Origin of the sequence: Alkaliphilus hydrothermalis (assembly GCF_016908555.1) — a bacterium.
Taxonomy (GTDB): Bacteria; Bacillota; Clostridia; order Peptostreptococcales; family Natronincolaceae; genus Alkaliphilus; species Alkaliphilus hydrothermalis.
This window is the reverse complement of record NZ_JAFBEE010000009.1, coordinates 42,674-56,482: the sequence shown is the minus strand read 5'-3', so window position 1 is coordinate 56,482 and position 13,809 is coordinate 42,674. Positions and strand designations below refer to the sequence as shown.

Annotated in this window: 11 protein-coding genes; 4 read left to right on the top strand and 7 right to left on the bottom strand. The window is 37.2% G+C overall.

Annotated elements, in window-relative coordinates; translation table 11 throughout:
- Positions 1-379: 379 nt before the first annotated feature.
- The gene (fsa, locus tag JOC73_RS08020) at positions 380-1,024 is read right to left on the bottom strand and encodes a fructose-6-phosphate aldolase (RefSeq protein WP_204401889.1); all 645 of its coding nucleotides are present in this window, start codon (positions 1,022-1,024) and stop codon (positions 380-382) included.
- A 645-nt stretch (positions 1,025-1,669) separates the two neighbouring features.
- Here fsa and JOC73_RS08015 point away from each other — a divergent pair.
- Positions 1,670-3,037 (top strand): sodium-dependent transporter, encoded by a 1,368-nt coding sequence (locus tag JOC73_RS08015; protein WP_204401887.1) that lies wholly within the window; start codon positions 1,670-1,672, stop codon positions 3,035-3,037.
- A 128-nt stretch (positions 3,038-3,165) separates the two neighbouring features.
- Here the strand turns inward: JOC73_RS08015 and JOC73_RS08010 are convergent, their stop codons facing one another.
- The 4 genes from JOC73_RS08010 to JOC73_RS07995 form a co-directional block, all read right to left on the bottom strand.
- The gene (locus JOC73_RS08010; protein ID WP_204401885.1) at positions 3,166-5,190 is read right to left on the bottom strand and encodes an LTA synthase family protein; all 2,025 of its coding nucleotides are present in this window, start codon (positions 5,188-5,190) and stop codon (positions 3,166-3,168) included.
- 90 nt (positions 5,191-5,280) lie between these two features.
- Complete coding sequence (locus JOC73_RS08005) at positions 5,281-6,015, bottom strand: TIGR03915 family putative DNA repair protein (RefSeq protein WP_204401883.1); 735 nt, start codon at positions 6,013-6,015, stop codon at positions 5,281-5,283.
- 1 nt (position 6,016) lies between these two features.
- A complete protein-coding gene (locus JOC73_RS08000; protein ID WP_204401881.1) occupies positions 6,017-7,324 on the bottom strand; it encodes a putative DNA modification/repair radical SAM protein in 1,308 nt (435 codons plus the stop codon).
- 580 nt (positions 7,325-7,904) lie between these two features.
- Entirely contained in the window at positions 7,905-9,701 is a 1,797-nt protein-coding gene (locus tag JOC73_RS07995) for an ATP-binding protein (RefSeq protein ID WP_204401879.1), read from the bottom strand.
- Positions 9,702-10,248: 547 nt separating this feature from the next.
- On the opposite strand from JOC73_RS07995, the gene JOC73_RS07990 reads away from it, so the two are divergent.
- On the top strand, positions 10,249-10,980 hold the full coding sequence (locus JOC73_RS07990; RefSeq protein WP_204401877.1) for a nuclease-related domain-containing protein: 732 nt from the start codon (positions 10,249-10,251) through the stop codon (positions 10,978-10,980).
- A gap of 49 nt (positions 10,981-11,029) precedes the next feature.
- Here JOC73_RS07990 and JOC73_RS07985 read toward each other — a convergent pair whose 3' ends face one another.
- Positions 11,030-11,329, bottom strand: a complete 300-nt coding sequence (locus tag JOC73_RS07985) for an MTH1187 family thiamine-binding protein (protein WP_204401875.1) — start codon at positions 11,327-11,329, stop codon at positions 11,030-11,032.
- Positions 11,330-11,357: 28 nt separating this feature from the next.
- The gene (locus tag JOC73_RS07980; protein ID WP_204401873.1) at positions 11,358-12,125 is read right to left on the bottom strand and encodes an undecaprenyl phosphate translocase family protein; all 768 of its coding nucleotides are present in this window, start codon (positions 12,123-12,125) and stop codon (positions 11,358-11,360) included.
- Positions 12,126-12,433: 308 nt separating this feature from the next.
- Between JOC73_RS07980 and JOC73_RS07975 the strand changes: the two genes are divergently transcribed.
- Positions 12,434-13,264, top strand: a complete 831-nt coding sequence (locus tag JOC73_RS07975; protein ID WP_204401871.1) for a YihY/virulence factor BrkB family protein — start codon at positions 12,434-12,436, stop codon at positions 13,262-13,264.
- Positions 13,265-13,307: 43 nt separating this feature from the next.
- Positions 13,308-13,700 (top strand): PRC-barrel domain-containing protein, encoded by a 393-nt coding sequence (locus JOC73_RS07970; protein WP_204401870.1) that lies wholly within the window; start codon positions 13,308-13,310, stop codon positions 13,698-13,700.
- Positions 13,701-13,809: the final 109 nt, after the last annotated feature.

The following is a 13,809-nucleotide window of genomic DNA, read 5'->3' as shown; positions in this document are numbered from 1 at the left end:
ACGGCGTAGCCGAGTTCAAAAGTCTTTAGATTCAAGGACCAAAAAGAACTAGCGACCGTAGCGTATAAATAATACGTGAGGGTGCTAGTTCTTTGCAGTGAAGAAGAAGATGATGGCTTTTTAACGACATAAGCCTGTTCAAAAGTCCTTAGATTCAAGGAACAAGAATCCTCAGCGAACGCCGCGTATAAGTAATACGCAAGGGTGCTGAGGATTTGCAGTGACGCAGAAGATGATGGCTTTTCAACAGACGGCGTAGCCGAGTTCAAAAGTCTTCAGATTCAAGGAGTAAAAAGAACTAGCGACCGTAGCGTATAAATAATACGTGAGGGTGCTAGTTCTTTGCAGTGACGAAGAAGATGATGGCTTTTCAACTCGGCTACTTGATGGCTCGCTCCCAGTCTTGCAAGAACTTCTCAATCCCAATATCAGTAAGGGGATGTTGAACCATTTGCTTAAAAATCTTGTAGGGAATTGTTGCAACATCTGCCCCAGCCTTAGCTGCTTCCGTTACATGAAGGTTGTGTCTAATACTTGCCGCCAGTACCTGGGTCGATATGTTATGGATGGCAAATATAGCAACGATTTCTTTGATTAAATCCATTCCCGTATGACCAATATCATCTAATCTTCCAACAAAGGGACTTACATAAGTAGCACCTGCCTTTGCCGCCATTAGGGCCTGTGTAGCTGAAAATACTAGAGTAACATTCGTCTTGATTCCATTACGGGAGAACTCCTTAACAGCTTTTAAGCCTTCCTCCGTCATAGGAACCTTGATGACTATATTAGGATGAATCGACACAAGGTCCTCTGCCTCCTGTAGCATTTCTTTAGCAGTTAAGCTCACTACTTCTGCACTGATGGGGCCATTAACGATTTGTACGATTTCCCCAATGACTGTTTTGAAATCTCTGCCTTCTTTAGCAATCAAGGAGGGGTTTGTTGTAACCCCATCAATAATTCCCCATTCTGCAATTTCTCTTATTTCTTCAACATTGGCAGTATCAATAAAAAACTTCATAACGATTTCCTCCTCATTATATATAAATTTTGCGTTTATCCATCGGTCCACTCAGTAGATTTATTGCTATTTTAGTAGATTATTAAAATATACCATATTTACCCCTATAAATCTATGACTAGTGGGTCCACTAAGAATACTTTTTGACCCTTCTATATTATTATTATCCCTATTGTAGATTACTATTAACGCTACTTTTATATGTATCTATTCTACTGAACAATGATATATTAATCTATTCATAAAATTTGACTGGATTTAATTATTAATATCATTACTAATGATGTTTAAGAGTAAAATTCGGGAACTAATATTCACTTTTTAAAATCCTTAATCATAAAATTAAAATTTTTTTATACTATTGAAAATTTTTTAAGTAATAAATTTCAGATAAAACTCCCTATAATCCATTGAAACTTCAATATTTACATAAATAATGCTAGATCCATAGTCTGAATTGTCAAAAAAATAACACTTGCATAACCTAGTCCTCCACTGTATAATTATGAAATATAAATAGTATAAATTTTCTTATTTTTTTCATGTATTTTTTATGACTTCCTTTACTTGTCATTTTTGGGAGGTGAATTGATAGAATATTTAGAATTTTGATTTAATTTTTCATTCTAGAAAGGGGAGAATAAAATGAATTTAAACACAAATCTAAATGAAAAAAAAGAGCGGGAACAGTGGGGATCTAAGATAGGGTTCTTACTTGCAGCTGCCGGTTCCGCAGTAGGTTTAGGTAACATCTGGAAGTTCCCTTACATGGCAGGAAAAAATGGTGGTGGAGCTTTCGTATTAATTTATTTTGCAATGTTAATTATTGTTGGTTTTACTTTAATGATGGCAGAGTTAACTATCGGTAGACACACTCAACTGAGTCCCGTTGGTGCTTATCGAAAGCTTAAGGCTAAGTGGGCTTGGGTCGGAAGTATCGGAGTACTGGCTGGTTTTATCATTCTTTCTTTCTACAGTGTCATCGGTGGTTGGGTAATTAAGTATATCGTAAAAGGAATTACAGGTGCATTTGCTGGTGTTGAGGCAACGGCATTCGAGGGAATATTCGTTAACTTCATTACTAGCCCCGCTGAGCCACTAATTTATCATGCACTATTCATGATTCTTACTCTTGGTATCGTTTTCGGTGGTATTAAAGGTGGTATTGAGAAGTATTCTAAAATTCTTATGCCTGCGCTATTTATTATGATGACTTTAGTGATGGTTCGTTCCATGACATTACCAGGTGCAATGGAAGGGGTTAAGTTTATGCTTAAACCAGACTTCTCTGCAATCTCTGGTGGTACAATATTAGCAGCCCTAGGTCAGGTATTCTTCTCCCTAAGCTTAGGTATGGGTACAATGATCACCTACGGAAGTTATTTAAGCAAGGATGAGAACTTAGTAGAAAGTTCTTTCCAAATTCCTTTAATTGATACAGCAGTTGCTTTAATCGCTGGTTTAACTGTTCTTCCAGCCGTATTTGCCTTCGGATTTGACCCATCAGGTGGTCCTGGATTACTTTTCATTACTTTACCAGCAGTATTCTCACAAATGCCTTTAGGTTCAATCTTTGCGATTATCTTCTTCGTACTTGTATTGTTTGCTGCTTTAACTTCTTCTATCTCATTACTAGAGGTTGTTGTTTCATATGTAGTAGACGAAATGAATTGGGAACGTAAGAAGGCAAGCTTAATCTTTGGTATCTTAATTTTCTTAATGGGTATTCCATCATCCTTAGGACTTGGTGTTTGGAGTAACATTAAATTAATCGGTGGAAAAGATATTCTTGACAGTATGAGCTTCTTAGCTGAGAACGTGATGATGCCTTTAGGTGGTCTATTACTATGTATCTTCATCGGTTGGGTATGGGGTCTTGACAATGCCTACAAGGAAGTTACTAACGACGGAAAAGTTAAGTTTGGTTTAATGCATGTATGGGGCTTTGTTATTAAGTATGTTGCTCCAATCGCAATTGCAGTAATCTTTGTTCAAGGTGTATTCTTTAGCTAAAAATGATTTTAAAGCACTGTTGATCTTTCAACGGTGCTTTTTTATTGCAATCTAAAATTTTACCCTACCTAAAAGACCTTCACCGCATTCCCCAGTGAAGGTCTTCATTATTTTGATTTTGATATAAATTAATTTCCTTTTGAATCCTGTTTTTGTGATTCTTCTATAGGTTTTACAGTATCTTCTTCTTGTTCTTCTTGTTCTTCTTGTTCTTCTTGTTCTTCTTGTTCTTCTTGTACCTCTGGCTCTATCTCTGTTTTATCCTCTACTTCTGTATCATCTACTTCATAATCTTCTTCTTGTATTTTGGGAAACAATTCATTTTCTAAGATATATTCCGAAAGCTCGATTTCTGCTAGAGCTCTATCATAGCCATCTCTTACATCTGCCCTATGAACATCCACTTCTGCACCCGTGAATACATTCCATGCTTTACTATTCTCAAATAATCCATCCTTAGACATGGTGAATATATAATCATCTTTGATAAAGGAGCCCCTGGCTGTGTGCACCATATTTACTGCAAAGTTGTCGTCAGTATTTAGCAGGTCCTTTCCTATAAACTGATAATCCTGCATGTCCATCCCCAGTAAGTTAGCTAATGTAGGAAATAGGTCTACTTGTCCTCCTACGTTGTCAATTTCCTCTTTTAGGTCACTATTGGGGACATGAATAATTAAAGGTACCCTCAACATTTCTTCTTCACTATATTCTTTTCCTAGAAATGTATTCATATATTCTGAAGTTTCTTCATTCCCGACCTTTAAACCATGATGATCTCCGTAGATTATAATGATAGAATCCTCATATAGTTCTTCATCCTTAAGGGATTGAATTAATTCTCCGATAGCTGTATCTAAATATCTTACGGATTCAAAGTAATTTCCTACTACAGTTTCGCAGTAGGTTTCCCCTACATCTATATATTTGAATTCTCCCTCCATCTCATAGGGGTAATGGGATGTAAGGGTTATAAAGAAGGAATAGAAGGGCTTTTTAACTAATTTCAAATGGGGTATCGCTTGTTTAAATAAAGATTTGTCTCCAATACCCATTCCTATTAATTCTTCTTCCTCAAGTCTTTCTTTACTATAAAATTCGTCCACCCCTAGAAAAGGATAGAAGTCATCACGGTTCCAAAAGTCCGCGTCGTTACCATGGAACACCATTGTTCCATAACCCTGCTCCTTTAGTACCTTTGGTAAGGTAACTAGGGATTTCCCTTCGTACTGCTTAAAGCTAAAGTTTTTGATAGAGGCATGATAACCTGTTTGGGAAACAAACTCTGCATCGGAGGTATTTCCCCACCCCACTTGCTCATAGTACCTAGAAAAATATAGGGAATCCTTCATTAATTGATTTAAGACTGGTGTAATCCATTGACCATTGACCTGTCTATTTAGAACAAAACTCTGTAAAGACTCTGCTTGAATCATGATAACATTTCGCCCTTCAGCCACACCGAGGTGTTTTGGCAGCTCTTGAGGAGATTTCTCTTCCTCCAGTACATCTGTCCAAGTGGCCTCTACTTCTTCTTCCGGTACTTTTCCCATAACAAAGTTAGCTATATCATATATATGATAATTGAATACACCCAAGTTCAAAGGTGTATAGTATCCAGTAACATTACTATAAAGAGTTTGGGTCCCTCCCCATACCACCAGAACAATTAAGGACAATACTAAATAACGTTTCAGCCTCCTCCTTCCCTGCAGCGGACGGCTCTGCCAAACTATCTTTTTTTGATAAATCCATATTAGTAGCACATCAACAAAAAATAACATGTACTTAAAGTTCAATAGATTCCTTACACTATCAGATACCCCCTTCAGGTGCTTTATCTGATAAAATATATGAATCGGCATTAGGGTGAAGAAATGACTAAAATACATGGTGTTGGCAAACAACAAACATGAAACTATAAAATGAGCAAAAAATAGGAACTTGTTTTTCTTTGGATGATCTATTGAGTTGATTAGATAATATATTCCAAATATCGTTAATCCATTTAACAAAGAAATTACCCAGTATTTTTGGGTAATTCCTATGAAACGATGAAAAAACAATAGTTTAATCAGTGTGATACTGGTTAAAACAACAACTTGTTGATAGGGCCTAAATTGGTTTAATTTGATTAATCCATGACGCTCCATGCTGGCTCCCCCTTACACTAGTGCAATTATATTCCATTTTAATTTTAACATAATATTAACAAAAGTAAATACTCAGACAGGACTCTCACCTTATTTTTCTACAAGATTTTTCCAATATCGTTTCGGCATATTCTTTTTTTGAAGACTAGGGTTAAACCGCTCTTCAATGGAGATGCTGGAGAAATATTCTCTCCACAAGTGTTGATACTGACTTTCTTCTCCATCAAACCGAGGGATAAAACCTCTTGCAATCTCCCTAATGACCCACTGTCCTTTAAAACACACAGCAGCAATGTCTCTCTTTTCATCACGAATCATCCAACTTTGGTCCCCCATACGGCTTTGAAAATGAGGAGCAATCAAAGCTAAAATGTTGTGGTCGGGATCAATCGTTGCATAGTAATAATCCCCCTGGAGCTGTTGAAATCGAACTAATCCCAGCATTCGATGCCTTTCTTTATTCACCTTTTGGCAGAGTTGGTGAACCGCCAGTACCCGTTCCTCCAATAAATACTCATCAATGCGTTTGCCCATCTTCCAACCTAAACGAAGATAGCGGTAAATATAAGAACCTACCTCTGGGTCCTCTGATAAAAAAGCATAATAAACATTTCTCAAGCTACGGGGAGAAATCTTTTCTCTTATTGAATTGTATACTTTATCCGCTTTTTCTGTATTGGTTTCTATTGTTACTGTTATGTCCAAGAGGTTTGGTACAAAATCTGTTTCAGCAATCATTTTTTCTGGGGAATCCTTGAGATAGTAGGCTTCATATATGGCTGTCAATAATCCTTCAAAGCTACCATCATATAGATAAATCATCATATTACAACTCTCCTGTGATGATAGAATTAATAGCCTCTTGCCTGTAGGGGGCCATGTCGGTGAAAAATGAAAGTTGCCTATCCTGCCATGAAGGGGTCTTGGGTTTCGTTTCCTTCGGTAGCAAAAATTGTTTAATTAGACCCACCCTCATCCCTACTTCCCCATAGTACTTTCCTTGACAAGTCATAAAGTGTTGGGCTCTTTTCATTACGACACCTATCTTTTTTAAACCATCATAGGTGACTGGAGCCATCCTTCTGGCGGTAATAATCCGTTGGGCAGACCTTATTCCTATTCCTGGTATCCTCAAAAGCATCTCGTACTCGGCTTTATTAATCTCGATTGGAAACAGATTTATATTTCTTAATGCCCAGTCGGTTTTAGGGTCAAAATGATTATCAAAATTTGGATTTTCTTCATCCAACAACTCCCCAGCTTCAAATCCATAGAACCTCAGCAACCAATCCGCTTGATACAGTCTATGCTCTCTGACGGTGGGTGGGTTAATCAATTTAGGTAAATTGGGATGTTGCAATACGGGTACATAGGCAGAATAATAAACCCGCTTTAGCTGGTAGCTATTATATAAGCCTTCCGTTAGCTTTAATATTTTATAATCATGATCTTTAGTGGCTCCAACCATTAGTTGAGTACTTTGCCCCGCAGGCACAAAGGTGTTTGCCCCCTTAAATCTTTTTCTCTCTTCCCTTGATTGCAGGATCTGTCGATTAATCTGTCCCATAGGCCTGAGGATGTTTTCCTTCTTTTTCTGGGGTGCTAAGAGCTTTAATCCTTCATTTGAGGGTAACTCAATATTGACACTCATTCGATCAACATAATGACCTGCCTTAGTGATTAAAGCTGCATCGGCCCCTGGTATCCCCTTTAGATGGATATAACCATTAAAACGATGTTCTTCTCGAAGAATCCGAACAACCTCCGTCAATCCCTCCATTGTATGATCAGGGTTTTTGACGATGGCAGAGCTTAAAAATAGCCCTTCAATATAGTTACGACGATAAAAGTTAATGGTTAGTTCCGCTACTTCCCTCGGAGTAAAGGATGCCCTTGGGACATCATTTGTTACGCGATTCACACAATAGACACAGTCATACACGCATTCATTTGAGTAAAGAATTTTCAGTAGGGATATACAGCGTCCATCATCAGACCAACTATGGCAAATACCACTGTAGGCTGCATTTCCTATCCCCCCTTTTACATTCTTCCTGTTGCTACCACTAGAGGAGCAGGAAACATCATATTTTGCTGAATCCGATAGTATTTTCAATTTTTCTTGTAGCTCCATGATGCCCCTCCTTCTACCTTCAACTATCCCCTAATTGTATCATAAAGGGATGTTTTTGGAAACATATGTTCTCATTTTAGTTTTTGTATATTTTAGGATATTATACAAGAAAGACCAGCAATTCCACCGTATAAATAATACGTGAGAATGCCGGTCTTTCGCAGTAACGCAGAAGATGATGGCTTTTCAACAGGCACAATACTTAGTCTGTTCAAAAGCTATTAGATTCAAGGAACAAGAAAGACCCGCGATCGTCGCGTATAAGAAATACGCGAGAATGCGGGTCTTTCGCAGTGACGCAGAAGATGATGGCTTTTCAACAGGCACAATACTTAGCCTGTTCAAAACACTTTAGATTCAAGAAACAAGACTCCTCGGCGAACGCCGCGTATCAGTAATACGCAAGGGTGCTGAGGAGTCGCAGTGACGCAGAAGATGAGGTGTTTTCAACAGGCGTCCTAGTCTGTTCAAAAGCTATTAGATTCAAGGAACAAGAAAGACCCGCGATCGTCGCGTATAAGAAATACGCGAGAATGCGGGTCTTTGGCAGTGACGCAGAAGATGATGGCTTTTCAACAGACTACGAGTTGATGTCAGAGAATTCAATGGTAATCCTCTCCACCATCTTCGACTGATCCGTAGCCGCCACCTCATCATAGGCTAATTCAACCGCCTCACCCAATTTTACTGGTAAGGTTATCATAAATTCACTGCCTTTATTTAATTCACTCTTTACGGTAATTGTACCTTCTTGGGCTTCTACTAAGGATTTTACCAACGATAGTCCTATCCCACTTCCTCCAGCATTCATCTTTAGGGTGGACTCCACCTGTTGAAATCTATTAAAGATGGTTTTCAGCTTTTCTGGTGGAATTCCAATACCTGTATCCTTTACAGAAATCATTATACTTTCTCCTTGATCCAACATGTTTACCATAATGCTGCCTCCTGGTTTGGTAAACTTAATGGCATTTGATAAAAGATTCAGCATGATCCGCTCCATTTGATCAGCATCACAGGACAAGCATTTTTCTTCTACCTCTGTATCAAAAATCAATTCTATTCCATAGTTTTCTATGTATTTTGCTACAGATATCGTAATATCCTCTACGACTTTAACGATGTCGTAATTACGTAATTGTATTGCCAAAGAACCTGACTCAAGTCTCGTAATATCTATAAGATTGTTGATTAATCTTAATAATCTAAAGCAGTTTTGCTTCATAATCCCCATATGCTTATGGAAGTGTTGATAACCAAAAGCATCATCGTAAGAGACATTTGCCAACTGAATTGTTCCCAAAATGATATTTAGAGGTGTCTTTAGCTCATGGGAAATATTTGAGAAGAACTCTGTCTTGAATTTATCTAAGGCTTCAGTTTCCTCTAATTTTCGTTTCAATATATCCGCCTTCTTTTGAGCTGTAGTATCCCTAACAATAGAAAGTATGTACTTTTCATCTTTTTCCACGAAGGGAGCCGCAGCCACCTCTACGTTAAGAATCTCCCCATCATGACGACGGATTTGTCTGGCGAGGAAAGGAGCTACTTGTCCACTCCGTGCCTGTTTTTCTCTATTAGTAATTAATTCGTTATACTCTTCCCCCACTGTAAAGAAGTCACCTATCCTTTTGCCAATCAGTTCTTCTGGTGATCTCTTCCCCAAAATATCTGCTAAGTTATTATTTGCAAAAACATATTCACTGTTATATGTAATGCTAAGACCATCGGGGATCAGTGACACCAACTGCTTAAACCGAGCTTCACTTTCTCTTAATTCCTTTTGTGATATGCTATTTTTAGTAAAATCATTAAACATCAGGACTATACCCCAAAGGGAAATACTTGAGAATATCATCGTGTTAACATTAATCATTTTCCACTCTTGCATTGACAAACCCAACATATATAAAAAAACAATAGCCTTGAGAAAACTCAGTACTAGATTGCTCACTAAAAGATTTTTAAAACTAACTACTTGATAGGGTTCGATTTTTGATTTAACAATTTCTCTAGCAAGGGCTCCAATAACCAACGGCATAATGGTGCCCATCACAACCCCTACAGCTGTACCTGTTCCACCTATTAACAATCGATAACATGTGGGTAATGCTGCTGAAATCATACCATATTTCCATCCCAATAGATATCCAATAAAAAGTATCGGGGTACTACTCAAATCAAAAAACATTCCATTTATTATAAATGGGTCTAATAATAGTAAAAACGATAGGATCCCCGCCAGTGTCGATATAGCCCAACTGAACTTTTTTAGCCGATCCCCATTACCCCACCAAGAATAGCCCTGACTTAGGGTGCTAAAAATAAAAGAAATTGCCATAATTAAAGTCCCATGATGCAACATTGCCTTAAACATATGAGTTACTTCCTCTCCAGTCAGAATATTCTATTCTATTGTGTTATAACTAAATACTTATATACTATTCTCCCAATAATCCCATAACCCTCTAATTTAACAAATATTTCGACGCAATTTCTTACAATTGTGAATTAAAAATGAAAATACCTAGAAAGTTTGTAAACTAATCCATCACTTCTAGGTACCATCTCATTTGCTTTGATTATTACTAGTTAAAATAGTTTCATTCAGCTTGTTTATTTTGCTATTCGATACCCCTTTCCTCTGGTTGAATCTATGTATAATTATAAATAGATAAGAATAAAACCTAAAATTAGCGGAAGCAGTTTCATCACTATAATTCCTATCGTTTTTTAAACATAAAAAACTCCTTTACAAATGACATTCCATACTTTATATATGTTTATATATTTGTGGGTAAAATCTTTATAAATGGGTATGAAAATATATACCTAAGGAAAGTGTGTAATTTTATGCATTTTAAGCATATTATAGAGTTAATAATAATTCTGTATTTCTTTTATATGAGGAAGGAGTTGATGATATGAATACTCAAAAAAAGAATAACTCTACCTCCAAGCGACTAAATCTCTTTTCCAAGGACCCTCTGTGGTTATATCTATTGGGGATATCTGGCTTTACTTTTGTACTGGTGAATTCTTTTCGAGGCTACTTATTGGCCTTGTTAGTCCTATTGGCTTCCCTAGTAATTATTTATTTGCTTTATTTTGGTGAGAACTATCACCTCCATCAAAAAGTAGCAAAACAGCTAGAAAAATTTAATGATTCACAACAGTACTCGATCCTCCCTGCAATCGAACTATCGGATGCAAATCGGCAAGGCTATTCTGATTATATTGTGATTTCTCCAAAAGGGATTTTTAATATTAGAATCCTAGATTTTGAGGGAACCATATCTGGCATGGAAAATGACCAGCTTTGGAGTTATACACAAGTACTTAACCCCTATGATACGATTAATAAAACCATTGAAAACCCTGTAGATCCCCACAAGAGGACCCAAAGAATCATCGAGGATTTATTGGAGAAAAACTACATTAAGTATATTCCTATTCAATCTATCTTTGTCATCAATAATCATGACGCAATATTTGAAAGTGATACCAATATTCCTGTGGTAAAGGTAAAGGATTTATATTCTTTTATTGAGGAATATCAAGATCGATCAAATATGTTTTCCATATTACATGAGATTCAATCTATTATACTAATGGAAGTGCCTAACTATCATATCAGTCTTTCTTCTGAAGGATAAAAAAAGGGCTAGAACTAGGGATTGCATTCCCTTTTCTAGCCCTCTCATATTATAGCTTGCTTTCTACCGCCTGTACTTTTCTTTCCATACTGGTATCCTTGTCTCTACGGTCATCAATACGTATGGTTGTATAAACCCTTTCAGCACCTTTTCCATAGGGAACTTCATGAAGTTTTCTAACTACCTCCAGCAGTAGGTCTAGATCCCCCTCCAGTATCGTTGCCATAGGTGTAAGCTGGTAATTGATTCTTGTTTCTTCCTTTAATACCCGATGACAAGCTGCAACATACTCGCTGACACTTGTACTTCCTGTACCAATGGGCACTACTGATACCTCTACAATTGCCATGTTCTATTCCTCCTTTTGAAAACTCTTTCTATTTCTCATCAGCTACTTTATTTTCTATTCCACTCCACCACCATACCAAAGCAAAGCCTATAGCAAACAACATCAAGATTGTTATGTTTATCGTGGAGGGAATCAAGCCTCTACAGGAACCAATAATTAGTCCTACAAAGAAATATGAAATGGCTCCCTTATAGCTCTGATAAACCTTTTCCAATAGTTTTACCAATAATGCAATTCCCAAAATACCTCCTATACCGAAAATGGATAGTTGTAATAAACTAATCTCCTTTATGTAGAAGAGTATTGCATCATAGATTCCTAACACGATTAATACTGAACTTCCTGGTACCCCAGGGATAATCATCGCTGCACTGGATAATGCCCCCCCTATCAGAAGAAGCCACCAGCTTACTTTGTCCCCTGCATTGACTATATTGACGGGTTCTGCCACCATGAAGTATCCAAACAAAAGCCCAAGCCCCATAACAATCACATATTTTTTATTGAGCTTTGGACAATCATTTAATACAGCCCTTATAGAGGCCAATAAACAGCCTAAAAGGAGGGCAATGGTTGGGTTTCGATGGGCTTCAAAAAACATTGCAAAAAGAAATCCGCTGGCAAAAATTCCACCAATAGCACCACCTACAAAGGGTATGTAGGGTTTTAGATTTAGTTTTCCCAAATCCCGTATCAAGCTTTCATATATCCCAAATATAACAAGAAGCGTCCCCCCACTCATGCCGGGAAGAACCATTACAAAACCTAAAATAAATCCTTTATATAGTGAAGCCATCAAATACCTCCTCAAACTATGAATACAGTGTGATAGTATAATTCAACATATATAATAAATTACCTCCATTTCTTTATATTATTACAGTTATTTAACCAAAACCATTAAGATTTTCTTAAGAATTACTCATTTATTAATTATTCCTTCGTCTACTTTATCTACGATATATTTTATAGAATGTCTGATTTTTTTGTTTTTTTATCTCAATTAATGGTAATATTTAATTAAGTGTTCTATTTTCTTAACATAAGGCAATAAATAATGGTAGACTAAGGTAATTCGCCAGCAGATTTAAAGGAGGGTTTAATTTGTCACGTAAATCATGGAAGGAATTTTTAAAATTATTATACACTAGGTTTAAGGATGATGAAATTACAGCCCTAAGTGCACAGCTGACCTTTTATTTAATTCTTGCCTTTTTTCCATTTTTAATTGCTTTGATTACGATTATTACCTATACACCCCTTGTAACAGAGGAATCCTTATATACTTTATCTGACTTACTTCCTTTGGAGACCTATTATATGGTCATGGACGTTGTACTGGAGGTGGTCTATGAAAGAAGTCTTACTTTGCTATCCTTTGGTATGATTGGTGCCCTTTGGGCAGCATCCAATGGGGTGGCGGCTGTCCTACGGGGAATTAATAAATCCTACGATCAAAAGGAAACTAGACCCTTTTGGATATTAAGAGGTCTTGCCCTATTATTTACCTTCGGCCTGGTGGTGGTCATCTTATCTGCCCTAGTTCTTTTGGTTTTGGGGAAGACTTGGATTACTTATGGTTTTGAATCCCTAGGCTTTTCAGAGTATTTTATTCGTATATGGCAATGGATACGATATGGTATTTCCTTTGCCATCATGTGGCTCACTTTTACCGCCCTGTATCGCTATGCCCCAAATAAAAGGATACAATTTAAGGACGTCATTGCTGGCTCTACCTTTGCTATTATCGGATGGTTGGGTATTTCCTTTTTATTTGCCTACTATTTTAATCATTTCGGTAATTTTTCCTATATGTATGGCAGTATCGGAGGGGTTTTCCTTTTACTCATTTGGCTTTACATTAGCAGTATTATCGTGCTCTTAGGAGCGGAGATTAACGCTATCCTATACGATAATAAGGAAAAGTTCGATTAATTTATCTCTATTTGGGTAGCTATATAAAAAGGAGATGATTAATTTGACTGTTACTGAATCTACTAAAAAATTTATTGGGGCAGAAAAGGCCACAAACCTAATCGGTTTCCCTGTCTATAGCCGTGAAAAAGAAGCAGTGGGAAAAATCGAAGACATACTTATTGATTGCAATAATGGATATGTCACCTTTGCAATTCTATCCTTCGGAGGATTCCTTGGCTTTGGTGGAAAGCTATTCGCAATTCCGTGGAAGAGTCTTGAAGTTGACTTAGTGGACAAGCAAGTGGTTGTAGATATTAGTAAAGAAAAGCTTGAGACTTCCCCTGGCTTCAATGAGGATCCCTACTTAAATGTACATCAATCTGATTTCCGCGAAAGTATCTATAAGCATTATAGCGTTGACCCCTATTGGCATCATGACAGGTATATAAAATAACGATGAATGATCCCCAAATACAAGGGGATCATTTTTTTGTGCTGAGGATCTGCAGTGACGCAGAAGATGAGGGATTTTCAACAACACAGCCTGTTCAAAAGCTTTCAGA

Coding starts and splice junctions, on each gene's coding strand:
- JOC73_RS07995 (WP_204401879.1), bottom strand. CDS start 9,701: ATGTTTAAGGCAATGTTGCATCATGGGACTTTAATTATGGCAATTTCT.
- JOC73_RS07985 (WP_204401875.1), bottom strand. CDS start 11,329: ATGGCAATTGTAGAGGTATCAGTAGTGCCCATTGGTACAGGAAGTACA.
- fsa (WP_204401889.1), bottom strand. CDS start 1,024: ATGAAGTTTTTTATTGATACTGCCAATGTTGAAGAAATAAGAGAAATT.
- JOC73_RS08010 (WP_204401885.1), bottom strand. CDS start 5,190: ATGGAGCGTCATGGATTAATCAAATTAAACCAATTTAGGCCCTATCAA.
- JOC73_RS07980 (WP_204401873.1), bottom strand. CDS start 12,125: ATGGCTTCACTATATAAAGGATTTATTTTAGGTTTTGTAATGGTTCTT.
- JOC73_RS08000 (WP_204401881.1), bottom strand. CDS start 7,324: ATGGAGCTACAAGAAAAATTGAAAATACTATCGGATTCAGCAAAATAT.
- JOC73_RS08015 (WP_204401887.1), top strand. CDS start 1,670: ATGAATTTAAACACAAATCTAAATGAAAAAAAAGAGCGGGAACAGTGG.
- JOC73_RS07990 (WP_204401877.1), top strand. CDS start 10,249: ATGAATACTCAAAAAAAGAATAACTCTACCTCCAAGCGACTAAATCTC.
- JOC73_RS08005 (WP_204401883.1), bottom strand. CDS start 6,015: ATGATGATTTATCTATATGATGGTAGCTTTGAAGGATTATTGACAGCC.